Origin of the sequence: Providencia huaxiensis, assembly GCF_002843235.3 — a bacterium.
Taxonomy (GTDB): domain Bacteria; phylum Pseudomonadota; class Gammaproteobacteria; order Enterobacterales; family Enterobacteriaceae; genus Providencia; species Providencia huaxiensis.
The window spans coordinates 1,956,582-1,981,470 of record NZ_CP031123.2; the positions used below are offsets into that span (position 1 = coordinate 1,956,582).

20 protein-coding genes are annotated in these 24,889 nt (G+C 41.3%); 5 read left to right on the forward strand and 15 right to left on the reverse strand.

Translation table 11 applies throughout. The annotated features are described in order from the left end of the window. Positions 1-8: 8 nt before the first annotated feature. Both rpmF and yceD read right to left on the reverse strand, forming a co-directional pair. Positions 9-179 carry a 50S ribosomal protein L32 gene (rpmF, locus tag CYG50_RS10890; RefSeq protein ID WP_004253223.1) on the reverse strand — a complete coding sequence of 57 codons (171 nt, stop codon included), beginning with the start codon at positions 177-179 and terminating at the stop codon, positions 9-11. Positions 180-191: 12 nt separating this feature from the next. Then, complete coding sequence (gene yceD, locus CYG50_RS10895) at positions 192-716, reverse strand: 23S rRNA accumulation protein YceD (RefSeq protein WP_102137719.1); 525 nt, start codon at positions 714-716, stop codon at positions 192-194. A 143-nt stretch (positions 717-859) separates the two neighbouring features. Between yceD and CYG50_RS10900 the strand changes: the two genes are divergently transcribed. Next, the gene (locus CYG50_RS10900; protein ID WP_102137718.1) at positions 860-1,447 is read left to right on the forward strand and encodes a Maf family protein; all 588 of its coding nucleotides are present in this window, start codon (positions 860-862) and stop codon (positions 1,445-1,447) included. A 58-nt stretch (positions 1,448-1,505) separates the two neighbouring features. Here the strand turns inward: CYG50_RS10900 and rluC are convergent, their stop codons facing one another. Then, positions 1,506-2,465 carry a 23S rRNA pseudouridine(955/2504/2580) synthase RluC gene (rluC, locus tag CYG50_RS10905; protein WP_102137717.1) on the reverse strand — a complete coding sequence of 320 codons (960 nt, stop codon included), beginning with the start codon at positions 2,463-2,465 and terminating at the stop codon, positions 1,506-1,508. Between the two features lie 542 nt (positions 2,466-3,007). On the opposite strand from rluC, the gene rne reads away from it, so the two are divergent. Both rne and CYG50_RS10915 read left to right on the forward strand, forming a co-directional pair. Then, entirely contained in the window at positions 3,008-6,301 is a 3,294-nt protein-coding gene (gene rne, locus CYG50_RS10910; RefSeq protein ID WP_102137716.1) for a ribonuclease E, read from the forward strand. Between the two features lie 174 nt (positions 6,302-6,475). After that, entirely contained in the window at positions 6,476-6,766 is a 291-nt protein-coding gene (locus CYG50_RS10915; RefSeq protein WP_102137715.1) for a putative quinol monooxygenase, read from the forward strand. A 613-nt stretch (positions 6,767-7,379) separates the two neighbouring features. On the opposite strand, the gene CYG50_RS10920 is transcribed toward CYG50_RS10915, so the two are convergent. The 3 genes from CYG50_RS10920 to CYG50_RS10930 are packed head-to-tail and all read right to left on the reverse strand — an operon-like array spanning position 7,380 to position 11,079. After that, positions 7,380-8,195, reverse strand: a complete 816-nt coding sequence (locus CYG50_RS10920) for a dimethyl sulfoxide reductase anchor subunit family protein (protein WP_102137714.1) — start codon at positions 8,193-8,195, stop codon at positions 7,380-7,382. A gap of 2 nt (positions 8,196-8,197) precedes the next feature. Next, positions 8,198-8,746, reverse strand: coding sequence for a 4Fe-4S dicluster domain-containing protein (locus tag CYG50_RS10925; protein ID WP_181490121.1), 549 nt, complete (start codon positions 8,744-8,746; stop codon positions 8,198-8,200). Positions 8,747-8,748: 2 nt separating this feature from the next. Continuing rightward, positions 8,749-11,079 carry a molybdopterin-containing oxidoreductase family protein gene (locus CYG50_RS10930; RefSeq protein ID WP_102137713.1) on the reverse strand — a complete coding sequence of 777 codons (2,331 nt, stop codon included), beginning with the start codon at positions 11,077-11,079 and terminating at the stop codon, positions 8,749-8,751. 208 nt (positions 11,080-11,287) lie between these two features. On the opposite strand from CYG50_RS10930, the gene CYG50_RS10935 reads away from it, so the two are divergent. Further along, the gene (locus tag CYG50_RS10935) at positions 11,288-11,977 is read left to right on the forward strand and encodes a helix-turn-helix domain-containing protein (protein WP_102137712.1); all 690 of its coding nucleotides are present in this window, start codon (positions 11,288-11,290) and stop codon (positions 11,975-11,977) included. A 111-nt stretch (positions 11,978-12,088) separates the two neighbouring features. Here CYG50_RS10935 and tmaR read toward each other — a convergent pair whose 3' ends face one another. Beyond that, positions 12,089-12,421, reverse strand: coding sequence for a PTS system regulator TmaR (gene tmaR, locus CYG50_RS10940; RefSeq protein WP_004253179.1), 333 nt, complete (start codon positions 12,419-12,421; stop codon positions 12,089-12,091). A gap of 124 nt (positions 12,422-12,545) precedes the next feature. Continuing rightward, positions 12,546-13,829: an MFS transporter gene (locus CYG50_RS10945; protein WP_102137711.1), complete on the reverse strand. Its 1,284-nt coding sequence runs from the start codon at positions 13,827-13,829 to the stop codon at positions 12,546-12,548. Between the two features lie 167 nt (positions 13,830-13,996). Between CYG50_RS10945 and sbcB the strand changes: the two genes are divergently transcribed. Then, positions 13,997-15,436: an exodeoxyribonuclease I gene (sbcB, locus tag CYG50_RS10950; protein ID WP_375373113.1), complete on the forward strand. Its 1,440-nt coding sequence runs from the start codon at positions 13,997-13,999 to the stop codon at positions 15,434-15,436. A 68-nt stretch (positions 15,437-15,504) separates the two neighbouring features. On the opposite strand, the gene dld is transcribed toward sbcB, so the two are convergent. From dld to CYG50_RS10985, 7 genes are all read right to left on the reverse strand, one after another. Further along, entirely contained in the window at positions 15,505-17,247 is a 1,743-nt protein-coding gene (gene dld, locus CYG50_RS10955) for a D-lactate dehydrogenase (RefSeq protein ID WP_102137709.1), read from the reverse strand. Between the two features lie 275 nt (positions 17,248-17,522). Then, positions 17,523-18,908, reverse strand: coding sequence for an APC family permease (locus CYG50_RS10960; RefSeq protein WP_102137708.1), 1,386 nt, complete (start codon positions 18,906-18,908; stop codon positions 17,523-17,525). After that, a complete protein-coding gene (locus CYG50_RS10965; protein WP_004253162.1) occupies positions 18,898-19,110 on the reverse strand; it encodes a hypothetical protein in 213 nt (70 codons plus the stop codon). Before CYG50_RS10965 ends, CYG50_RS10960 begins: the two co-directional genes overlap by 11 nt. Before the next feature lie 360 nt (positions 19,111-19,470). Next, entirely contained in the window at positions 19,471-21,453 is a 1,983-nt protein-coding gene (locus CYG50_RS10970) for a ligand-gated channel protein (protein ID WP_102137707.1), read from the reverse strand. Between the two features lie 268 nt (positions 21,454-21,721). Then, entirely contained in the window at positions 21,722-22,510 is a 789-nt protein-coding gene (locus tag CYG50_RS10975; protein ID WP_102137706.1) for an ABC transporter ATP-binding protein, read from the reverse strand. Next, positions 22,504-23,598 carry a FecCD family ABC transporter permease gene (locus CYG50_RS10980; RefSeq protein ID WP_102137705.1) on the reverse strand — a complete coding sequence of 365 codons (1,095 nt, stop codon included), beginning with the start codon at positions 23,596-23,598 and terminating at the stop codon, positions 22,504-22,506. The genes CYG50_RS10975 and CYG50_RS10980 overlap by 7 nt, the downstream gene beginning before the upstream one ends. A 19-nt stretch (positions 23,599-23,617) precedes the next feature. Next, entirely contained in the window at positions 23,618-24,754 is a 1,137-nt protein-coding gene (locus tag CYG50_RS10985; protein ID WP_168222847.1) for an ABC transporter substrate-binding protein, read from the reverse strand. Between the last annotated feature and the right edge of the window lie 135 nt (positions 24,755-24,889).

A 24,889-nucleotide genomic window follows, 5' to 3' on the forward strand; every position in this document is an offset into this window, starting at 1 on the left:
ACAACAAACTACTTGTTGATAACCTTACGGCCACGGTAGTAACCATCTGCAGTCACATGGTGACGCAGGTGAGTTTCACCGGAAGTTTTATCTACAGAAACTAGGGTTGCAGTCAGTGCATCATGTGAACGACGCATACCGCGTTTTGAACGAGTTGGTTTATTCTGTTGTACGGCCATTGACCTTACTCCTTAAGTACTTTTCTTTAAACTGGCTAATACGGCAAATGGGTTTGGTTTTTCTGCCTCAGGAGGCAGTTCACCATACACCATGTCCGCTACGGACACTTCACAGTGTTCAGAATCATGAACCGGAACCACTGGTAAGGATAGAATTATTTCATCTTCTATCATTCCCAGCAAATCTATTTCACCAAATTCATCAATTTGAATCGGTTCGTAGAGCTCCGGTAATGCTTCGGCCTTTTCGTCATTGACGACAGGACTAAAACAATACGATACGTAGGCATGATGCTTGAAATTTTTCCCGCAACGTTGGCATTGGAGGGTGAGATCCACATCGGATTTCCCTTCGATAACCGTGAGTCGTTGTTTATCAATATTAAATGATAATTCGGTTTCTACATCACTGTCTACACTGACTACTGATTCGGCAATTCGTGTAACTTGCTCAGATGTATAACTCCCAACATAGTCGAGGTTTTTCTGAGCTGCACGCTGCGCATCGATAGTCAGGGGTAATTTTACCTTTTGCATAAGGCGCGCATATTAACTTTGTAATGAGCTATAGTCAAAGAAAAAGGCGGGGTAAACTCGCCTTTTCACCAAAAAACCGTAGGTTTTACGTTTTATAGTTTAAAATGAGTTAACCCTTTTGGCTACGAGTTTCGAGAAAAATCATGAAATCGATTATTTTGGCGTCAACTTCGACATACCGACAAGCCCTATTAAAAAAGTTGGGATTACCTTTTTTAGCAGCGGCACCCAATATTGATGAGTCCCCTATATTAAATGAGTCAGCTCAAGCTTTAGTCATGCGTTTATCTCATGCAAAGGCTAGCGCACTCTCTGCTCAATACCCTCAGCATCTGGTAATTGGTTCTGATCAAGTTTGTGTTATTGATAATAAAATTATAGGAAAACCACATAATTTTGATAATGCGTTTCAACAACTTCAATCTGCGTCAGGGAATAAGGTTACTTTTTATACTGGCTTATGTTTGCTTGATACTGAAACAGGTAAGTTTAATGTTGAGTGTGAACTATTTCATGTTCATTTCAGGCAACTATCTGATGAGGAAATCACTAATTACTTACTCAAAGATGAGCCTTATCAATGTGCTGGAAGTTTTAAATCAGAGGGGTTAGGGATCAGTTTATTTGAACGTTTAGAAGGACGTGACCCTAATACATTAGTTGGGCTTCCACTTATCTTATTACTCGAGATGTTACGTCAACACCAAGTCAACCCATTACTTAGTCTCTAACTATTTAGTCTCTAACTATTTATACTGGCAGGAAAAACCTGCCAGTTAATTAAATGACTTACTTTTCTGCTTTACGGCTACGCAGTATTTTTAGGCAGTGATTCAACTGGCTATCTAATGGAGCGTGCAACCGCATCTCTTCACCCGTTTTAGGATGCGTAAATTTCAGTGCGCTCGCATGCAAAAATAAACGATTCAAACCTGTTCCTGTCAGTTGGCTATCAAATTGTTTGTCACCGTAACGGTCATCAAACGCAATTGGATGCCCTGCATAAAGGGTATGTACGCGAATTTGATGGGTACGTCCTGTGACGGGGCTCGCTTTTACTAAGGTTGCATTATCAAATCGTTCTTCCACTTTAAAGCGCGTCTCTGATGGTTTTCCTTCGCTACTCACTTTTACAACGCGCTCACCACTTTGTAGAATATTTTTGAGTAAAGGCGCTTGGACAACTTTCATATGTGACTGCCAGTTGCCTCTTACCAATGCTAAATAATCTTTTTGCATTTGTTTCAGACGTAATTGTTCATGTAGCGCCCGAAGTGCTGAGCGTTTTTTAGCCACCAACAAAATGCCTGAGGTGTCTCTATCAAGACGATGAACCAATTCAAGAAAACGCGCTTCTGGGCGTAATGCTCTTAAGCCTTCGATAACACCAAAGCTTAAACCGCTTCCCCCATGAACGGCTGTACCAGACGGTTTATTCAGCACTAAGAGAACGTCATCTTCAAATAAAATGCAATTCGCTAATGCTGCGACCTTATCCAGCTTGGCAGAAACCGGGGCTGTTTCACGCTCAGCAACCCGAACAGGTGGAACGCGGACTTGGTCCCCTTCTGCCAATTTATATTCAGGCTTTATCCGCCCCTTGTTAACACGCACTTCCCCTTTGCGGATAATGCGATAAATCATACTTTTTGGGACACCCTTTAGTTTAGTGAGCAAAAAGTTATCGATACGTTGCCCAGCTTCGTCATCGCTGATGTCAATAAATTGAACTTGATTTTGTGTATTCATTCGGGAATGCGTTAACTCTAATTGATTAAAATATGCTCTTATTCGCTTTCACTATCATACCGACTCCACAAAATTTTTTATCTTTTTTTTTAATTTGGTTATTTTCTGCATGATTTATCCTATTTCTAAATAAAATTTCCATATAACTTCCGTATCCACTTGCTATAATGGCTATGGCAATGGAATAATATGAAGTTGCTGAGATGTTTAAAAAACGAAAGTTAACGTTTTATAGGATTTCTTATTTGATGGCGTAACAATGCAGCAATGGCGTAAGACATTTAGCAACATCAAATAAATTAGCGAGCAACGAATTTTGGCTTATTGGGTTAGGAACTTCCGTTTTCTTTAATAACTTACGGCATCCTGATTAAGAACGCTGAATTTTTAATCTAAAAATCAGGTTCACCGAATACTGCGCGTCTCTATACGAACGACTGCCGCGAGGCAGACGGTTTTGTAAAAATCACGAGGCCATCGGTTTACAGTAGCTCTTTCTTTCGCTGCTCTTATTTAAAAGAAAATAATGAGTAAGTAATAACATGAAAAGAATGCTAATAAACGCAACTCAACAGGAAGAGTTGCGTGTTGCCCTTGTTGACGGGCAACGCCTCTATGATTTGGATATTGAAAGTCCCGGTCATGAGCAAAAAAAGGCCAATATCTACAAAGGTAAAATCACCCGTATTGAACCTAGTCTTGAAGCTGCTTTTGTTGATTACGGCGCTGAAAGACACGGTTTCCTTCCTATCAAAGAAATCGCTCGTGAATACTTCCCAAGTAACTATCACTCTCAAGGCCGTCCTAACATTAAAGATGTGTTAAAAGAAGGCCAAGAAGTTATTGTTCAAGTGGATAAAGAAGAGCGTGGTAATAAAGGTGCAGCGTTAACAACCTTCATTAGCTTGGCAGGAAGTTACCTCGTTTTAATGCCTAATAACCCGCGTGCGGGTGGTATTTCACGCCGTATCGAAGGGGAAGACCGAACGGAATTAAAAGAAGCGCTGTCTTCTTTAGAAATCCCTGATGGCATGGGGTTAATCGTTCGCACCGCAGGTGTAGGTAAATCGGCAGAATCACTGCAACAAGATTTACTCTACCGTTTACGTCATTGGGAAGCTATTCAAAAAGCGGCTGAAAATCGCCCTGCACCGTTCCTAATTCACCAAGAAAGTAACGTTATTGTTCGTGCATTCCGCGATTACCTACGTCCAGATATTGGTGAGATCCTGATCGACAACCCGAAAGTTGTCGAAATGGCTCGTAACCATATCGAAGCTATTGGTCGTGGTGATTTTGCAAGTAAAATCAAACACTACAGTGGTGATGTTCCACTCTTTAGTCACTACCAAATTGAATCGCAAATCGAATCTGCGTTCCAACGTGAAGTTCGCTTACCGTCTGGCGGTGCATTAGTCATTGATACCACGGAAGCGTTGACTGCTATCGATATCAACTCTTCACGCTCAACACGTGGTGGTGATATCGAAGAAACGGCGTTCAATACTAACTTAGAAGCAGCCGATGAAATTGCTCGTCAATTACGTCTACGTGACTTAGGTGGTTTGATTGTTATCGACTTTATCGATATGACGCCAGTTAGGCATCAACGTGAAGTTGAAAACCGCTTACGTGAAGCTGTGCGCCAAGACCGTGCTCGTATTCAAATTGCCCGTATCTCTCGTTTTGGTTTATTGGAGATGTCACGTCAACGCTTGAGCCCTTCTTTAGGTGAATCAAGCCACCACGTATGCCCTCGCTGTACAGGAACGGGAACCATTCGTGACAACGAATCACTTTCTCTGTCTGTTCTTCGCCTTATTGAAGAAGAAGCGCTGAAAGAAAATACCCATGAGGTACATGCGATTGTTCCCGTACAAATTGCATCTTACCTATTGAATGAAAAACGCAAAGCGGTCAGTGATATCGAACAACGCCAAAGCCATGTTCGTGTTGTAGTTGTTCCTAATGACCAAATGCAAACTCCTCACTTCCACGTGATCCGTATCCGTAAAGGTGAAGAGGTAAATACTCTAAGCTATAACTTAGCTCAATATCACGAGACAGAAACTTTAACGCAAAGTGATGAAACTGCTGCTGAGCGTAAAGTACCTGAGCAACCTGCAATTTCTGCTTTTGCACTGCAAGAGCCTGTTGATGCATCTACAACTGTTAAGTTAAAAGAAGCCTCTACAAAAGCGCCGGTTAAACCAGCAACAGCAGAACCAGCAAAACCAGGTTTATTTAGCAAAATTGCTGCTTTCTTCAAGAACCTATTCGGTGAAGAAGAAAAAGTGGTAGAGAAGCCTGCACCAAAAAATCGTCATAATAATGATCGTCGTCGGAACAATGATCGTCGCAATAATAATCGCCGTAATAATAATCGTCGTGACCGCGATGATAATGAAACACGCGACAATCGTGACAATCGTGACAATCGTGATAACCGCGACAATCGCAATAACCGCAATGCCTCATCGGATGATGCGAATAATCGTAATAAAGGCCGTAATAATAAGAATACGAGCCAACAAGACGAACAAACAACTGAGACTAACAATCGTGACAACCAGCAGCAACGTCGCGAGCAACGGACTGAGCGTCGCCGTCGCCAAGATGAAAAACGTCAACAGCAGGTGGCTAAAACCCAGCAAGATTCTCAGCAAAATAATGTTGAAGATGCAGTGGAAAAGGAAGAAGAACAACGTCCTGTTGCTCCTCGTCGTCAACGTCGTCAATTAGAGCAAAAAATTCGTGTTACTGATAACGAGCAGGTTATTGCTCCAGTTGAAACGACACCTGAAATAGCGCCTGCGCCAATTACTGCATTGCCTGCACCAATTGCCCCAGTGAGCCAAACTGAAGGTGAAGTACAAGCAGAAGAGCGTCAAAGCGCTGTGGCACAAACTGATGACGAAGAAAAGCAAGACACCATCATTCCACGTCGTTCACGTCGTTCACCACGTCATTTACGTGTCAGTGGGCAACGTCGTCGTCGCTACCGTGATGAACGTCATTTAACAAAATCACCAATGCCATTAGTTGCTGCAGTTGCCTCACCTGAGCTCGCATCTGGCAAAGTATTTATTCATTACCCGATTGCCCAGTCTCAACAAGAGAGCATGGCAATCATCACTAATGAAGAAATGCTTGAACAACAAAGTGTTAATGAAGCTTCTGTAACTGAAACTGCAAATGTTACCGCGTCACAAAGTCATGTGACTGTTGCCCCTGTCGTCGCTGAAGACGTTAAACTCGAGTCTCAGGACACGACTGTAGAAACTTCTTTAGTTAACGAACCAACCGCTGTCGAGCACATTGTTGAACCAGCTCCAGTTATTGTCGAAGAGAAAACTGGTGTTTCGCAAGAAGTTGAAACCGTCGAAGCTGTAAAAGAAACTGTAGCAATAGTGGCTGACGTTATTGAGCCACAGGTTGAAATAGCTCAAACAGAAGTGGCTGAAAGCGTTACTATCGCGGACGAACAAACGGCGCCCGTTATTGTTAATGAAAAGGTCAATGACGTGGTTGAAGAAGTACAGCATGCTGAAGTTGCTGTCACTACATCAGTTGAGGTTGCCCGTATCGAGGAAGTTATCGAACCTGTTGCAGCGGTTGAGCCTGCTGCGGTAGCAAGCAGCCCAGCGGTCAGCTTACACAAACGCCATGCTTATTCTCCAATGACAAAAGCGCCAGCACCTACAACTGCCGCTGCACCATTTGAGATAACAGAGTATCAGCGTGAAGCCTCTACCTTTGAAGGTAAAGGTGGCGCAGGTGGCCATGTTGCTTCAAACGTCGCAACCTCTGCAATGGCAAAACCATCTAGTCACTAAAACTTAATAGTTTTAAAACACCGAAGCCTTGATAGGAAACTATCAAGGCTTTTTTATTACAATATAATTTAAAAATTTCATCACCTCGTCGTTTTTTTACATTGTATTCTCACCCAATTCATGTTTATATTACTGTGTTTTTGTACAGTTTATTTATAAAGAAAAGGGAAATCCATGTTAAAAGTCATTGCGGAAGATTTTATTAAAACTGAGGCGATTGAAATAGTTATGCCACTATATCGTGAATTAGTCGCTGCAACCAAACAAGAACCATTGTGTATCAGTTACGACCTTTACGTTGACCAAAAAGATCCGGGGCACTTTATTTTTATCGAGGAGTGGCCGAATCAAGAAGCGCTAGATATTCACTGTGCCAGCGAACATTTTCAGCGCCTTGTTCCGCTCATAAATAGCTATAAGCGGTCGGACCCTATTATCAAACTGATGAATGGTGCGTTTGAATAAGCGCATTAGCTAAACGAGACCCTAGGAGCATACATAAGTATGTGACTAGGGTGAGTGCACGACGCCAACAACGCGATAGCCCTAAATAAATACAATTATATTAATCCCCTACTAATCCTAAATAAAATACAACTATATCAATCCTCTAAATAGTTCGCCCTGTCGCTAGGCGGCGAGCTAAACGAGACCCTAGGAGCATACATAAGTATGTGACTAGGGCGAGTGTGCGACGCCAACAACGCGATAACCCTAAATAAATACAATTATATTAATCCCCTACTAATCCTAAATAAAATACAACTATATCAATCCTCTAAATAGTTCAGCCTGTCGCTAGGCGGCGAGCTAAACGAGACCCTAGGAGCATACATAAGTATGTGACTAGGGCGAGTGTGCGACGCCAACAACGCGACGGGCAAAAATAGGAGAGGATATGTGCGCGATGATGGCAATACTAATAACCCTAAATAAATACAACTATATCAATCCTCTAAATAGTTCGGCCTGTCGCTAGGCGGCGAGCTAAACGAGACCCTAGGAGCATACATAAGTATGTGACTAGGGCGAGTGTGCGACGCCAACAACGCGACAGGCCGAAATATGACGAGGATTTTTAGAACCAAGGAGCTTGGATCATAACCGCTCCATAAAACAAGGCTCGGCCGGCTAACTCTCCGCTAAACATCGCCAACATTATCAATACAATTAAGACTACGGATGGTCGCTCCTTATATGCTTTCATCACCATAATACATGGCAATAGCATACTCATCACAACTTGCCACCACAGAAAATAACTTCCACCTTGGCTTGCGGGTAACTGTAAGCGAATAACCTGCGCGATTAATACCAATGCAACACCTATCAGCACACCTACTTTAATTGTCGATGGTAATGGTTTGCCTTGACTGATAACAAATAAGGCCACTAGACTAAAACCAAGGACAATTGCACTACCTAGAAACGCAATTTGTGTTGCTGGTGTATGCCATAATGGGTGAGCGACCATCTGGTAATAGACTTGTGCGGTGACAAGTATAGCGGCTAACCCACCGACCCCACTTAGCCAACCTAAAATCGTATTGCGTGTGTTTACCGTGGGTTGTAACCAGCAAGATAGCGCCCACAACGTAACAATTCCATTTAATAGTACAAATGTCACTGCCTCGCGACTTAGCCATGAATGGCCTAGCCCCAGAACGGATCGATAGGCTTCGAGAGGCACACCCAAGTGCCCCATTGACATCGTTGACCCGACAACTTCAATCAGCCATATCAATAACACTGCACGACGTAATACATAACCTGATAATAGGTATTCTTGACTGGCTTTCATTTGGTAAATGGTTAATGCGAGAACAGCACCGACTCCCCATTGGCTCATTACCGTGAAAAATACCAGAGGGAGCTCCATATGTTTAATATCCATGATCAGTCCTCCATCCCAATAATCACAATATTTGGATGACTAATTGTGTGATCGGGCATGTTATAACGTCGCTCCAGCACCGCACAGTTTGTCGTATGCTTTTTACGTAGTTCAGAAATATCACCAAACTCAATCGCGCCTGTCGGACAAGACTCCACACACCTTGGCAGTAGGCCTTCATCTAACCGCTCTGCGCACATATTACACTTACTGGTTTTTCCTTCTGCTGGGTCAAAGACAGGGGCATGATATGGGCAAGCCATGATACACATCTGGCAACCAATACATTTTTCATGGTCTTGAACGACGATGCCATCTGCCCGTTTGGTATAGGTGTCTGCAGGGCAAACTTTTAAACATTGTGGGTCATCACAATGATTACAAGACATCGTAATGAATGCTTGGGTATTCGGTGAGTCATCATTAAATTCGCGAACTCGGCGCCACAACACTCCCGGTGGAGTGACATTTTCAGATTTGCAGGCCATTGAACAAGTGCGGCAACCATAACAATCTTTTGTATTAATTAAAAAACCATATTGTTTAATCATGATTAAGCCTCCCTTCTGACATCAACCAATGTACTGTTACAGCAATGCCCAGTGCCTAAATGTTCAACTTGGTCATTCGTGACATGGCTGCTACTTCCCCCCTGCTGTTCCCACCAGCCGTTATCTAGCGAAATTACGCCTTTTTTAATATGCGTAGTTACCACCGCAATGGCTCTGTGTTCCCCTCGGTCATTAAATGTAACCGCCCATTCTCCATTCTTAATGCCTCTAGACTTAGCATCTTCTGGGTGAATTAAAACATTCGGCTGGTTTCGTTGTACTTCAAGGATCCATTCATTCATTCCATGACTTGAATGCACGCTACGCGCTAACTTGCGCTGAACCGCCATCAGCGGGTACTTTTTGGCTAATTCAGGTGAACCTTTAACAGACTCCGTCACTTGGTAGTAAGCGACAACAGGTGAAAAGTTTTTCTTTTGCCAATCTTCAATAAACAGGTGAGCTTTTTGGGTTGATGTCCTAAAAATACCGTCTTTGAATGGTATCCAATCCCCCTCGACTGGGCGCACAGGGCCCTTTTCTAACATTTGGCGCGTAATACCAGAGCCGACTAAACAGGCGTCAATATAGTGCTCTATTGGTTTATTGAATACCTCACCAAAACCAAAACGTTCCGCTAATTGGGCAAAAATCCAATAATCGGGTTTTGCTTCACCAGCTGGCTCAACCGCTTTTTCCATTAACTGAACATATTGGCTACGGACACCCGCCATCAAACTGGTATCTTCAAAAATAGTGGTCACCGGTAAGACTAAATCTGCATATAACGCCGTCGAACTCATTAAGTTATCAGCCACAACCACAAATGGCACTTTCTTCAGAGCCTCCCGAACCTTATTCGTGTTCGGTAATTGAGTCATAACCCCCATCGTCATAATCCACCAGAAATTAATTGGATGCGGTTTTTCATTGACGATAAAATCACCAACTTTCGCGACAGGAATAGGCGGAATATTTTTCACATTCGGTGCGGGGGGAACGATTGGACTAAATTTAGCCATTTGCCGAGCACCACCTGCATCACAAACGCCTGCGCCACGTTGACCAATATTTCCAGTGAGTAAAGCGAGGTAGAACTGGCTAGCGGCAACATAAGCCCCATGCTCGGTACGCTGAGCACCGGACATGTTTTGTACAATCATGGAAGGCGTAATGGATGAGTAATCACGAGCAAGGCGAACAATCGTTTCCACTGGTACGTCTGTTTCTTCACTGACGCGAGCCACATCCCAACCTTTAGCTTGCTGATAAATTTGCTCAAATACTGTGGTGTAACCCAAGTTATCGGGAAGTTCATGCTGGAAAAGTGCCGGTTTAATATCCGGTGAATCATGACGAACTAATTGTTTGCTTAATATATCGAAAACTAAATAGCTGTCTTTATCATCTTCATTTTGCCTAACTTGTTTTTGGTCTGTATCAACCAAATAGACAGCACCGGTATGAACCCTGAGAAAATTTTCATCTATCCGGTTTTCTTCAATAATAATTTTAATCATGCCTAGAGCAAGTGCGGTATCTGTCCCTGGAATAATCGGGATCCACTCATCGGCTTTTGCTGCGGTTTCATTAAAGCGCGGGTCAATAACCACTAACCGAGCGCCATTTTTTCTTGCTTGGTTATAATTTTTAAAATAGGCTTGCATCGTAACCGCTGGGTTATTACCCCAACACAGGATATAACGGCTATCTGCTATCGTATCGCGGGTATCAGCATACCTCAGGCCGAGCATCGGGATCATTGCGGCTGTTACAGCAGAACAACACAGTGAGCCTGCTTGTTTCGTTGCCCCACCTAAATAATCGAAAAACGCCTTCCCCATGTCATTTTTAATCGAATCCATATTTCCGGCATGAGTAGAAATGAACAACCCTTCATTTCCATATTTATCGATGGTCTCTCTAATATTTTTTTCAATAAGATCCAGTGCCTCATTCCAACTTATTGGTTTGAATTCGGCTTTACCTTTTTCACCTACTCGCAGTAATGGTGTTTTGACGCGTTGATCATGGTAGACCCATTTAGTTCGGCTCATACCTCTCAAGCAACATTTAACATTAAACCCTTCCGTTGCTTGAATTTTCATCAGCTTACCTTGGTAGGTATATGCGGTTAGGTTGCAATGCAAACACTCCATTGCACAAGTTGAACGAAATGTTTTGTAGTCCGACAGTTTTAGCCGCACTTTGGGTAAGGGTTGATTACTGTTACCCTGTGCATATGAACAGGGTGCAATACTTGCCAGCCCAACAACACCAAGCCCTTTGAGCAGGGTTCGGCGTTTTAAACGTAGTGAATTTATAGTTTTCATTATAGTAAACCTCGACATTGCCTCTATAGGTACACTATATATATACCCCATTCACCAAAGATGAACTTGAGTAGCATCAATAATTCTATCTATTTATAGGTAATAATGTGCTACCGCTTTAGGGTTATCTTTTTTGCTTTATCGGGTCGTTAGCAGCACAAGGCAACTCATGGTAAAATATAACGACTTGTTAAACTGAGGTTTATGTATGTCTACTTTGCAAGGTGTTAATTCTGTTGATATAGCTGTAAGCATTTTAAATTATATTGCTCAAAATGGGGGCATTGCGCGCGCAGCGGATATTTCAAAAGGTTGTGATATATCGAAAAGTCGTCTACATAAATATCTCGTTTCACTATGTCGTACACAAATGCTGTACCAAGATATTCAAACTAGTCGTTATGGATTAGGTCGAAATTTAGCCTTCCTAGCCAACTTTGTTGAATCTGAGGACTCTTATATCGACACCATTAACAATGGTTTGATTCAATTTCGCGATGAACAAAACGTCTCAACGGGCATTGCCACCCGCCTAGGGAAAGCACTTTCTTTAATTAAATATAATCGTAGCTTCAAAAATATTGAAATTGACTTTTTGCCTAACACCCCATTACCTGTCGTAAAAAGTGCGGCTGGGCTAGTGTATTCTGCATTTGATAGCCAATTTGGCTCGAACTCATATTCACAAGACGAGATTAGTAAAGTTATCCAACAAGGCTATGCTATCCGTTACCAACCGACAGAAGGTATTCCCGGTGCACAATCTATTGCTTGCCCTGTATTTAACAGCGAAGGCCAGCTTGTTGCAGCTGCAGTGACGATGGGATTTATTGCAGAAAATGAAATGGAAAGGTTGGCAACTTTATTAATCAAACAAGTTAGCCGGCTAAATTTATAATAACTACACCTGGCCGATACTATCGACCCAAGCTATAAACTATAGTTCAAATCAACGGTTCCAAATAAACCAAACAAATAAAGCCGAGGTTATCTCGGCTTTATGAATTCATTACTTCACATCGATACGAGGCAATTCGCCCATTTCTTTGAGTTTTTTAGATATTTCACGACGCTCTTTAGAAAGCTCTGCGTTCTTAATAATATAATCATCGACGCGATCATCATAATCGCTACGCATGTTCGCAATAATTGCCTGAATATCTTCAATCGACATGCCTGGTTTTATATATTCACTCAAGTTATCCAGCAGTAAAACACGCTTCTGGTTATCACGAATTTTTTTCTCATTGTCGGTAATTTCACGACGAATTTTATTTTTGCGACGAAACATACGCACAAATTCCAGAACATTTTGGAAAGACGGCTTGTTAGCGTTGTCCATGTTTAAAACCCTCTAGTCAATATTCAAAACGCATTATCTATTAACACAATACATTCTAATCCTATCGTGTTACAAGCCCGTTTCGCATATTTATCAAATTATTCCGCTGAAAATTGATTTCACTTTATACTTTTACGTCCAAATTTTCGGAGTGACCTTCATAAAATTTATTTATCTGATCTTGCCCTTTGATTTCTGGATCACCAGCGCCATCACCTCTGAGACAAAATGCAGATAATATTGTCGTAATAATCACAAATGTACCCATAACGAGATAGGTATGAGCAAAACCAATTTTATCATACCCCCAGCCTGCTAATGGGGAAAAAAGACTTGCAACGACAGAACTCATGCAACTAAAGCCAACTAAATAAAGTGTCGATGACAAACGCTTATCAAAATGAAGACTGTTATATTTAAAAATTGCGACTAAAAGAATTGGGAGTTCAACGGCATGCAGTAATTTCATTATCGATATCATAATTGCGCCATCAGCTAAGCCTGAACCAATAATCCGTAACGCCATGACTGAACTCGCAAATAATAACCCATTTTTAGCACCTATGCGGTTGACGATAAATGGCGCTATAAACATGCCTCCCGCCTCTAAGAAAACCTGCAATGAATTTAGATAACCGTACATCTCATTACCTTGTTGTTCACTTTGGAACTGATGAACAAAATACACCATAAATTGCTGGTCATAGACGCTGTATATGCAGGTTCCAAATACAAATAATATTAAAGCCCAAAATTGAGGCTGCACAAATAATTGTAAAGCATCTTTCACCGTTATGACGGAAGGCTTACCGTGTTCAAGACTATTATAAGCATCCGTATTTACTGTTTTTAATTTCAATAAAATAACTAAAAATAATAAGCCTGAAACGGTTGCCATAATAAAATTGTAGTCGGGGTTTACGTTAATATTACGTCCAGCAAAAAACGTTGCAGTCGCCCAACCCAATGAGCCCCACATCCTCGCTTTACCATATTCAAAATTGCATAATCGGCTGACCCGCTCAGTATAAGACTCAAGAACACCTATCCCTGCGTGAAATGTCATACCAATAAACAAACCGCCAATAACACTGCCTAAAAATACATTCCATTTTAGCAACGTACCGAAAACCATAAAAAATGGCCCAGATAAAATCAGCAGTACAGCAATAAATAGCAGTAAATTTTTTCGTAATCCTAATTTGTCCTGTATAAATCCATAAAGTGACTGAGCGCAAAGCGCCACAATTGAAATACAAGAGAAAATAAACCCCGTATCTGCACCATCTAAGCCAACATATTTACGCAGCCAAATTGCGACGACAGAAAATATTGATGACCACGTGAAAAAGAAAAAAAACAATAATGCACTCAAAGAGGCATAATACTGTTTTACTCCACGCTCCATATTTCATCACCTGCCAAAAATTATCCTGATTAAGCAGCTATCAATCTCACTCGCTCAATATCAGATAGCGTTGGTTTAGCTTTCACAGTAGATAAGGTATCATTAATCAACAATGTATAGTGATACCAATAAATTAACCACTATCAACCTATTATATAACCATCAAAATGGTGAAAACGTTGCAAGATAATAAAAAACAACCTTCATTCTTTATTCATGACTATGAAACCTTTGGTAAACGCCCTGCTCTCGATAGGCCTGCACAATTTGCCGGCGTTCGTACCGACCTTGATTTTAATATCATTGAAGAGCCTGAGGTTTTTTATTGCTCTCCGGCTGATGATTATTTACCACAGCCTGAAGCCGTCATGATCACAGGGATCACCCCACAGGTGGCATTATCTCAAGGTGTTAATGAAGCCGAGTTTGCTAAACGAATTCATGCAGCTTTTAGTGTCCCTAATACCTGTATTATGGGTTACAACAATATCCGTTTCGATGATGAAGTTACCCGTAATATTTTTTATCGAAATTTTTACGACCCATATGCTTATAGCTGGCAACAAGGAAATTCACGTTGGGATTTACTCGACACTCTGCGTGCCTGTTTTGCACTTCGCCCTGAAGGTATGCAATGGCCAGAAAATGAAGATGGCCTACCAAGTATGCGCTTAGAACATTTGACCAAAGCAAATGGGGTTGCTCATGAAAATGCTCACGATGCAATGTCTGACGTTTTAGCCACTATTAACATGGCAAAACTGTTGAAAGCTGCTCAACCGCGGATGTTCGACTATTTCTATCAGTTAAGAAATAAAAACAAAATAAGCCAACTTATTGATATTGTAGAAATAACGCCATTAGTTCATGTGTCTGGTATGTTTGGCGCATTGCGTTCTTATGTTAGTTTAGTTGCGCCTCTTGCTTGGCACCCTGACAACAAAAATGCCGTCATTATGTGTGATTTATCTGCCGATATCTCACCATTAATTGAGTTAGATGTTCAACAGTTACGTACTCGTTTATATACACCTAAAGCCGAACTGGCTGGCGAGTCCCCTGTTCCTGTAAAATTAGTGCATATTAATAAGTGCCCTATTTTAGCGCCAGAGAAAACTCTGCGGCCAGAAGATGCGCAGCGAACCGGTGTTGACCGTGACTTGTGTATGCGCAATTTGGAAACCTTACGCAAGGCTCCTGACATTCGTAACAAATTAATTGAGTTATTTAGCGAGCCTCAAGTATTCGCAGAGTCAGATGATGTCGATACACAAATTTATAATGGCTTTTTCAGTCCTTCTGACCGCTCAACTATGGATATTATTCGTGAGACATCCCCACAAAACTTGCCTGCATTGGAATTAAGTTTTGAAGATAAACGTATGAAAGAACTGTTCTTTCGCTATAAAGCACGTAATTATCCTGCGACGCTATCTTATGATGAGCAGCAACGCTGGTTACAGCACCGTAGGGATTACTTTAATGAAGAACGTTTAACAGACTATATGCAACAAATACAGCAACTACTTGTAGAACATCAACATGATGAAAAGCGTTGTCAGCAATTAAAAGCATTGATTAATTATGCGAGAGATCTCGCCAGTTAATTTATCAATAAAAAAGGCAGATATTGTACTATTCCCAATATCTGCCTTACTTCATTTATATAGCGAGTTTATTGCTGGTCATGAGTATGACCACAGCCACAATCTCCTTCCCAATTTTTCCGTTTAGTTGTTTTACCTAAACCTGGGTTCATTGTGTTTGTTGGGTCAGATTGCTTATAGAACGATTTCAGTTGTTCAGGGGCTTTATACAAATGCCCTACGTTATGCTCTGCAGGGTATTGAGCGCCTCTTTCATCTAATAACGCTAACATTTTTTCTTTTAGCTCTTTCGGATCTACACCTTTCTTCAATACATAATCCTGATGCATAACATGGCACATAAAGTGACCACAATATAATTTATGAACTAATAGCTTTTCAATTTCTGGTGGTAATGTTTCAAACCAGTTTCTATCATTACGACGTAATGCGATATCAAGGGGTAAAACATCTTCCACATCTTTGTTGTGAACAGCATGATAACGAACCGCAGAACCCGCAGCAGCAAAACGGTGTAAAAATGCTTTCGTACCCTCTTCTGGCGTACATTCAAAATAGCCACCATCTGCGTTTGAAAAATAAGATTTTAGCCAAACTTTAGCTTCATCAATGCCGTCTCCAGCCATTTTCAACATTAAATGGTGTTCATAACGATCACGGAACTCTTTCATACGAGGCGGTAAGTGGGAAGGCCATAATTTACTGAGAACCTGCATGGTACGGTCAATCAGATTTGATGGTAGGAATGGGACTTTATTTAATACTGCATCAATACGCCCTTTAATAGTGAAAAACATTGGCATTTTGTCAGTGCCGAATTTATCAATCATTAAAAAGGTGTCTTTACCATAAACCTCTGCAATATCGAAGCAACCACGATGCATATATTCCCCCGCTACTGGCAGGTTTTTAAACTCACTCAGAATATAGCGACGTATATCTTCCAAAACATCTGGATTGTTAGAACCAATATAAAATACTTGTGTTTTTTTATCTGCAGGGAAGGTATCTAAGCGAACAGCAAATACCGCTAATTTGCCAGCGCACCCTGACGCTTCAAATAGGCGCCGTTCATCCGCATTGAAACGTGACGGTGTGTCTGCATCAACATCACGAACGCGTTCTGCATATTCATGGTCAGACGCTAGTTTATCGCTCACTTGCACATCTTCGCTGCTATAACCACGATTTTGTAAATTCGTCAGTATCTCTTCTGGCGTATTCCCCAAATCAATACCGAGGTGATTGACAAGCTCTACTTTGCCATCATCATTCACTCGGCCATAGAGAGCAAGTTCAGTATAGGCAGGGCCTCTGCGCACCAATGAACCACCAGAACTGTTACAAATACCACCAACAACTGAGGCACCAATACATGAAGAGCCAATCAAAGAGTGCGGCTCGCGCCCTAATGGTTTTAGAATTTTTTCCAGATCGTACAAAGTACTTCCCGGCATCGCAACAACTTGATTAAACTCCGGTAAAACTTGAATTTGGTTTAGTTTCAAAGTGCTAATGATGACGATATCGCGATCATAATCATAACCACTCGGAGTTGACCCTTCGGTTAACCCTGTATTAGCCGCTTGCATCAGCACAATTTTGTCTGCTTCAACACACGCCTTGAAGACATACCACTGTTCGAGCAATGTTGTTGGAAATACAACTGCGATTGCATCGCCCATACCAGAGCGGAAGCCTTTACGATAACGTTCTGTTTTATGCGGCTCTGTTAAAATATTTTTTTTGCCAACAATATTCCTAAGCGTCAGTAATAACCGTTGATTCTCAGGTTTCTTTGCATCATTCATTTGCGTGCCTTATTAATCGAATACGTAATTATCATAGTTATACATTATGTGTTGTAACAACAATATCACATAATATTATGATGTTAATAGGCTACACGCTTTATCTTAAATAATTCTTAACGGGTAAAAAAATAGCACCTCAAGGGCGCTATTTTTAAATCTAATTCTGAACATATTCAAAGTCGAATTCTTCAGTATATTCAAAATAGTTCGTGTTGTAGCAAGGCGCCGAGCAAAACGCAGCTACGGCGCGAAATAGGAAGAATTATGAAGAACTATACGTCGCTCATCTGCGGCATAGGCCGCTTAAACATGCGTGTCAGCACCGCCATATAGACCAAACCAACTGCTGTCCAGATCAACCCATAAACCATTGAGTCTTCTTCAATATTCAGCCATAACACACACACTGTTAGCGTACCAATAACAGGCAGGATCAAGTAGTTTAGGATATTTTTGAAGCCTGTCATTCGACGTTCACGAATAAAGAATTGGCTAATGACAGAAATATTCACGAAGGTGAACGCAATTAGCGCACCAAAGTTAATTAATGCTGTCGCAAAATCCATTTCAAACCAGATAGCGCCTAATGCCAAGAAACCAACCAGTAATACGTTGTATGCCGGGGTGCGCCATGTTGGGCTTACGTAGCCAAAAACTTTTTCTGGGAATACCCCATCACGTCCCATTACATACATTAAACGCGCACTACCTGCATGAGCGGCCATGCCTGATGCTAATACGGTAACACATGAGAACACCAGAATGATTGACTGGAAGAATGTACCAGCGACAAAACGCATAATATCTGGTTGTGTTTCGTTTATATTCTTAAAGCGTGATACATCAGGGAAGTATTGCTGTAAGAAGAACGAAACAGTAATAAAGATAACCCCACCGATTAACGCAGTTAAGAAAATAGCACGAGGAATAACTTTACCGGCATTCGGTGTTTCTTCTGAGAGTGAACTTAACCCGTCAAAACCTAAGAATGAGAAACAGAGGATTGTTGCCCCAGCAATGAGTGGGATCATTTCCGTTTTTTCATTAGCAAATGGGTTAAAAGTCCAGATTTCTCCCGTTCCTTCACCGTTAGAAACACCGTGGATCACAAGCCCTGTAAATACCACCATGACACCCACTTGAATAATTGCAATAACGGTACTTAAGTTTGCAATTACGTTAATCCCACGTAAGTTGGCTGCAGTCATTAAAATAACCAGCCCAACAACGAAGATTGCAGGTTCTACATTAGGGAAAATATCTTGTAAATAGATTTTAGCCAATAAGATGTTGATCATTGGCATAAAAATATAGGACAACAATGATGTCCAGCCCACCAAGAAGCCAATGTGTGGGCTCATGGATTTTTGGGCATAAGTATACGCTGAACCGGCTGATGGGAAACGTTTCACCAATTTACCGTAGCTCAGTGCAGTAAACAGTATCGCAGCAAGTGCAATAATGTATGAAGTTGGAACATGTCCACCGGTTTTATCTGATACCATTCCGAAGGTATCAAATATCGTCATTGGCTGGATATATGCAATACCAATCATTACCACTTGCACCAATGTTAAGGTTTTTGCAAGTTGTACGCGGTTATTCGCACCCGTTTGATTGTGACCGATGTCTAATGGAATTGGCGTATTATTTTGCACGTCTAAGCCCTCCCATAACTTTCGATTGCATACTACTTCGGCTTAATCGACAGTTACTGGGAAGACTTTGCATCTGCCTATAGGCAGAGAAAAACGAAGAAAGGGAGAAAGGCGTGTGAGCGAAGCCACCGAGAGCCCCGTAGTCATCGATACGGCAGCCGCCAGCGCCTGGCCCTGCTGCGAATGCGAAAAAGTAAGCCATAAAAGCATTCCTCAAATCGGTAGCGAAAAATGTTTGCTACACGTAAATATTAAAATTATCTCTCCGGCTCTATGTCCGGCCCCGCTAGAATGAACGTTCCTAAAAACAAAAAAACCGATGCTTTATTTAATTAAGCATCAGTTATTTTTTAGTTCGCGCATTTTGCACGCCATAACTCGAAATAGCAAGCTAAATTGTTAACAAATCACCCTATTTCCCATGAGAAATTTTGATTATTTCTGACTTTTTGCCATATCTGCTTATAAGTTCTTTTTCTTATGATTTTTATCAGGTTTTAATCAACAAAAAACCCTCTGGTGAGAGCCAAAGGGTTTGGGTTAATCGAGATAGTATTTTCGATTAGAAGTTGTAGTTGATACCGATATTGTAACGACGGCCTTCTAATTCAGCACCGTAAGTCGCATTATCGATACGGCGATCTAAGACGTTATAGACACCACCAACAATGTTCGCATTCTTGTTAAGCTGATAACTCGCACCTAAATCAAATAAAGCATAAGATGCTGTACCACTTGACATTTTTTGTCCACGGCCTTGGTACTCAGAGGTTTTACCACGGAAATTCATACGCGTCCACGTTTCTAAATCTTCAGTGGTTTGCCATGTCAGTGTGGAATTAGCCATATGTTTAGGCTGTTTATTTAATGGCTTACCTTTATTTACACCACTTTTTTGTTCAGTATCGGTATAGGTGTAGTTAGCTGCGAAGCTTAAGTCATCCACAATACGCCAGTTGAAAGTTAGTTCAACACCGCGCATTCTTGCTTTATCAACGTTTGCTTTGTCACTAATAAAACGATATGGTTTTCCAGGTTTATCACCTTCACCATCTTGAGCTACTGTACATGCTCTTACTGTGCTACTATTTTCTTCACAACGCCTAACTTCAGTAATTTTATCTTTAAATTCAGTGTTATAGATAGTTATCCCTGCGGTAATATTATCTTGGTTATTCCAAATAACACCAATTTCTTCAGTAATACTTTTCTCTGGTTTCAAATCAGGATTACCATAAATAACGGCATTTCCTGCACCACCGCCTGTTGCTTGTCCCCAGTTTGCGGACGATTCGCGCAAGCTTGGTGCTTTATAACCTGTAGTTACCCCACCTTTAATCGTCCATTGTTCATCAGCATGCCATACACCATACAGACGCGGAGTCCAGTGTGAACCATAGTTTTCGTCTTTATCCATACGAAGGCCACCCGTTAATGCAAAATCATTAGTCATTAACCATTCATCTTCTGCAAATAACGCCCAGCTATATCGTTCAAGCTGATTATACTGTTTAAATTTATTACCTTCGTCTTTCAACTTCTCTTTACGATATTGACCGCCGATACTTAAACTATGATCACCCAGTAAAAAGACACTTTGATTACGGAAAACAAGGTCTTCAGCCGTCATTTTACGGCCTGGGTTTTTTGTCTCATCATATTGAACATAGGTATCTGTTGATGCAATATCATAAATACCCGTATGGGTTAATGCCATATGAGTCAATTCATATTTGCTAAAACCGCTACCATCACCTCTTTTGCTGGTATAACCTTCACGGTCATCACGGTGTTGGTTATCACGTTTGAACTCTGCATCGAAGGTATTTTTGTCATCTGGAGTTAACGATACCGTTGCTCCACCACTTGCCATGATTTGGCGGTTAAAACCATTAATGATTTTATCTTCACCACGATGTGAATACTGGCCTTGTAGTTTTACACCTAACAAACCATCAATTAATGGACCAGAGGTATAGAAACTGCCTTGCCCTGTATTACCTGAATTTTTGCGTTCTGTAATTGTGGCATCTGCTCGTAAACTGGTCGTCCACTCTTGTTGCACACGACGAGTGATAATATTGATAACCCCACCCATCGCATCTGAACCGTACAGCGATGACATTGGGCCGCGTACCACTTCAATACGCTCAATCGCAGGTAATGGCGGTAACCAACCTTGCTCAATACCAGAACCGTCACTATTTGGACGAGTGCTGCGTGTATCTACACGTTTACCATCGATTAAAATCATGGTGTATTTTGCATCCATACCACGGATGCTAATATCAGAGCTACTGCCGCCACCGGTGACCAAAACACCCGGTACAACTTTTAATGCGTCAGTTACATCACGATAAGCTTTAGTTTCGAGTTGTTCGCGAGTTACTACAGAAATAGACGCAGGTGCATCTTCAATTTTCTGTTGATAACCTGATGCGGTTGTAACATAGATTTTATCTTTACTGTCATCAGCAAATGCAGGTGCCGCAGCGATAGCCGCAATTATGCTAATTGCCACTTTTCTTTTATTAAAAACAACCATTCCCAACTCTCCAAGAGATATTTTGTTTTATATATGAATTGATTTGCTCACATTGATTTCATTGAATCAAAAATATCATTTTTATTATTTAGGCATTTAAATACCCATAAGAAATTCATGGTAAAAAACCATTATATAATTCAATTAAATTTCCTGTGGGTAATTACTATTAATTAATATTTAATTTGTTTATTTTTGAATATTGTTTCCTATTATTTTATTTGATGTGCTTGCTGTGTACTGCAAGCACATCATTTGCTTAGTGATATTAACTCGCCAGTTTATCAACCAGCCCATCAATCAGGACTTGTGGAACACCTTGCGAACAACGTTCGATGCGACCGCGTACACCATAAACCTCAGCAAGGCTTTCGGGTGTAATGACCTCTGCGGGTTCACCTTGTGCAATTAAATTACCCTGTTTCAACATTAATATGTGTTCTGCATGTTTAAGCGCAATATTAATATCATGAACAACCACAACCGTGATTATATTTCGGCGTTTGGTTTCTTTCGCCACTAAATCCATCACATGGTATTGGTAATTCAAATCCAATGCACTTAACGGTTCATCTAATAACAATAAGTTGGGTTGACGAATTAAAGATTGAGCCAAACCGACTAATTGTTTTTGCCCACCTGAAAGTTGGTCTAAATAACTTAACGCCAAATGTTCAATACCCAATTGGCGTAATAACCCCATCACTTCGTCTTTACTGTTTTCATTGCTTAAACCGCCTGAAGCACGTTGAGCAACAATAACAGACTCGAGAACATACAGGTGCACACCAGCAGGTAACGTTTGCGGTAAATACACCACATTTTGTGCCCGCTGGGCAAAACTCTGTTGGGTTAAATCCAAACCATCAAGCAACAACTGCCCTGTTGCCTTATTTAGACCCGCCAGCGAACGCAACAACGTGGATTTACCACTGCCATTAGGCCCAAGTAATACCGTGATCTTGCCGCGAGGCAAAATATCCGTCGATAAATTCTCAATCACCGGGCGTTTTGGGTAGCCTGCATTAAATTGATTAATAATCAGGCCACTCATGATACGTTCCCTCTATGACGTAAAATAATGCTTAAAAAGAACGGTACCCCCACTAATGATGTCACAATCCCAACAGGAATAATCACACCAGGAATAATATTCTTCGACGCAATTGACGCCATTGATAAAATTAACGCCCCAATTAATGCACTTGCTGGTAGATAAAAACGGTGATCTTCACCAAAAATCAACCTTGCAATATGCGGTGCGACTAAACCAATAAAAGCAATAGGGCCAACAAATGCCACCGCTAAAGCCGATAAAATACTAATACGCAATAACGTTGTTAGCCTTAAACGACGCACATCAATACCAAAACTGATTGCCCTGTCCTCGCCCAACCTTAAAGCCGTCAGTTTCCATGAGCTCATCATGGCAATCGGGAAAATAAGTGCGAACACTAGCGCCATCACACCCAGTTTTACCCAAGTTGCTTTTGATAAACTCCCCATCGTCCAAAAGACTAAACCTTGCAAGGTATCTTCCGTCGCGATGAATTGCATCATAGAAACCAATGCATTAAAGGTGAACACGAGAGCAATACCAAACAATACGACACCTGAAGTTGCTACGCGCGTCCAACGGGTTACTGCGTCTAACATCAAAGCGGCTAACAACGCAAAAATAAAGGCATTCGCTGATATCACCCATTGGTCAGGCACACCTGGAATTGCAATGCCAGAAACAATCGCTAATGCGGCACCAAAAGCCGCTGCATTAGAGACCCCTAACGTAAATGGGCTCGCTAACGGGTTATTGAGGATCGTTTGCATCTCTGCGCCAGCAAGCCCTAATGACATGCCAATCACCACTGCCATCAACGCATATGGCAGACGAATATCCCATACGATGACGCGTGTCCCTGCATCAACGGCCTCTGGGGTCACCAACGTTTGCCATAAACGCTCAAGAGATAAACCTGATGGCCCTAAAGTAAAATCAATAACCAGTGATAATAAAATTGCCGCAACGATGACCGCTAGCCATGTCAACCGACGACGTAACATATTTTGATAATGTATTTTTACATTATCGTCAGCCTGGATCGCGGCTTTTTCAGCCGCAACTATTGGCTCGCTCGTAATACTCATCAATTCTTACCCGTTTTCATTACTTTTCGCTGACCCAATATACACCTGTTGGCTCAATGGCGAGAAACTCTCTATGTAATTGCTCCAGCGTTTTTTGCGGCTCAAGGTCGGTAAATTGTTCTGGATAGAACCACTTAGCGAAAACTTGCGTCGCAATCACATTGTATGGAGAGTTATAGTAATTGTGCCAGATAGCATAATCTTGCTTATCTTTTATGGCTGATAACGCGCTAATTCCTTTACGTTCAGTAATTTTTTTCAGGCTTTCTTTTGCATCAGTTAATGTGCTTTGTGCCCCTAATTGAACGCCTGCATCTTTACTTCCCGGTGCTTTTGCACCAGATGCAATGTAAATACTTGGGTCTGCAGCAATGATTTTCTCTAAATTCATCGTACCAAGTGCACCCGGTAAAACACCTTTAGCAATATTTTTACCACCAGCTAAATCAATAAAGTTCCCCATGTTCCCATCACCAGCGGTACCACAGCAGTCTTCAAAGGCTCCCGCGCGTAATTCGATAAAAACACTGGGTTTTTTATCGTCTGGTATTTTAGAGGTAATATCAGTGACTAACTTTTGGTTTCTTTCATAAAAATCGACATACTTATTTGCTGCCTGTTCACGATTTAACGCTTTGCCGAGTAAACGCATACTTGGCAATGTATTTTCCAGTGGCTTATCACGGAAATCCACGAATACGACAGGCACTCCCGCTTTTTCAAGCTGGTTAACTAATTCGCTATTTTTACCCGGCCCATGGCCTGACAAACCAAAAATCGCGATATCTGGATTTAGGGTTAATACTTTTTCTGAACTGACGCTATCTGCGCTGGTATTACCAATCAGTGGAATATTATCAATTTCAGGAAATTTAGCTTTATAAGCAGCGTAGGTTTGTGGGTCTAGTTTTCGAAGGTCACCTTGCCAACCCACAATTCGGTCAATAGGTTTATCACCTTCCAGCAGAGCTATTGCACTAAATAGGCGTCCCTCACCTAATAAAATGCGATTAACATTATCAGGAACTTCAACTGTACGACCTGCAATATCAGTGACTGTTGCAGCCCAAGCACTCATACTGGCACTTGCTAATAACGCTAAACTTATCCCTTTTACTACCGACCTAGCTACAGACTTCTTGGCTACCGACGACATAGTATTAAGCTCCACTATTAACCTCATTGACTTACCTTTTTTTTATGCGGTAACAATAAAGCAAATAAGAATACTTATCAATACGATTATTAGTTTAATCATGACTTTCATCAATGGAATTTTGTGACCACCATC

Bases quoted from the DNA above. Each gene is read 5' to 3' on its own strand.
- rpmF (WP_004253223.1), bottom strand. From the start codon at position 179: ATGGCCGTACAACAGAATAAACCAACTCGTTCAAAACGCGGTATGCGT.
- yceD (WP_102137719.1), bottom strand. From the start codon at position 716: ATGCAAAAGGTAAAATTACCCCTGACTATCGATGCGCAGCGTGCAGCT.
- CYG50_RS10900 (WP_102137718.1), top strand. From the start codon at position 860: ATGAAATCGATTATTTTGGCGTCAACTTCGACATACCGACAAGCCCTA.
- rluC (WP_102137717.1), bottom strand. From the start codon at position 2,465: ATGAATACACAAAATCAAGTTCAATTTATTGACATCAGCGATGACGAA.
- rne (WP_102137716.1), top strand. From the start codon at position 3,008: ATGAAAAGAATGCTAATAAACGCAACTCAACAGGAAGAGTTGCGTGTT.
- CYG50_RS10915 (WP_102137715.1), top strand. From the start codon at position 6,476: ATGTTAAAAGTCATTGCGGAAGATTTTATTAAAACTGAGGCGATTGAA.
- CYG50_RS10920 (WP_102137714.1), bottom strand. From the start codon at position 8,195: ATGGATATTAAACATATGGAGCTCCCTCTGGTATTTTTCACGGTAATG.
- CYG50_RS10925 (WP_181490121.1), bottom strand. From the start codon at position 8,746: ATGATTAAACAATATGGTTTTTTAATTAATACAAAAGATTGTTATGGT.
- CYG50_RS10930 (WP_102137713.1), bottom strand. From the start codon at position 11,079: ATGAAAACTATAAATTCACTACGTTTAAAACGCCGAACCCTGCTCAAA.
- CYG50_RS10935 (WP_102137712.1), top strand. From the start codon at position 11,288: ATGTCTACTTTGCAAGGTGTTAATTCTGTTGATATAGCTGTAAGCATT.
- tmaR (WP_004253179.1), bottom strand. From the start codon at position 12,421: ATGGACAACGCTAACAAGCCGTCTTTCCAAAATGTTCTGGAATTTGTG.
- CYG50_RS10945 (WP_102137711.1), bottom strand. From the start codon at position 13,829: ATGGAGCGTGGAGTAAAACAGTATTATGCCTCTTTGAGTGCATTATTG.
- sbcB (WP_375373113.1), top strand. From the start codon at position 13,997: ATGGTGAAAACGTTGCAAGATAATAAAAAACAACCTTCATTCTTTATT.
- dld (WP_102137709.1), bottom strand. From the start codon at position 17,247: ATGAATGATGCAAAGAAACCTGAGAATCAACGGTTATTACTGACGCTT.
- CYG50_RS10965 (WP_004253162.1), bottom strand. From the start codon at position 19,110: ATGGCTTACTTTTTCGCATTCGCAGCAGGGCCAGGCGCTGGCGGCTGC.
- CYG50_RS10970 (WP_102137707.1), bottom strand. From the start codon at position 21,453: ATGGTTGTTTTTAATAAAAGAAAAGTGGCAATTAGCATAATTGCGGCT.
- CYG50_RS10980 (WP_102137705.1), bottom strand. From the start codon at position 23,598: ATGAGTATTACGAGCGAGCCAATAGTTGCGGCTGAAAAAGCCGCGATC.
- CYG50_RS10985 (WP_168222847.1), bottom strand. From the start codon at position 24,754: ATGTCGTCGGTAGCCAAGAAGTCTGTAGCTAGGTCGGTAGTAAAAGGG.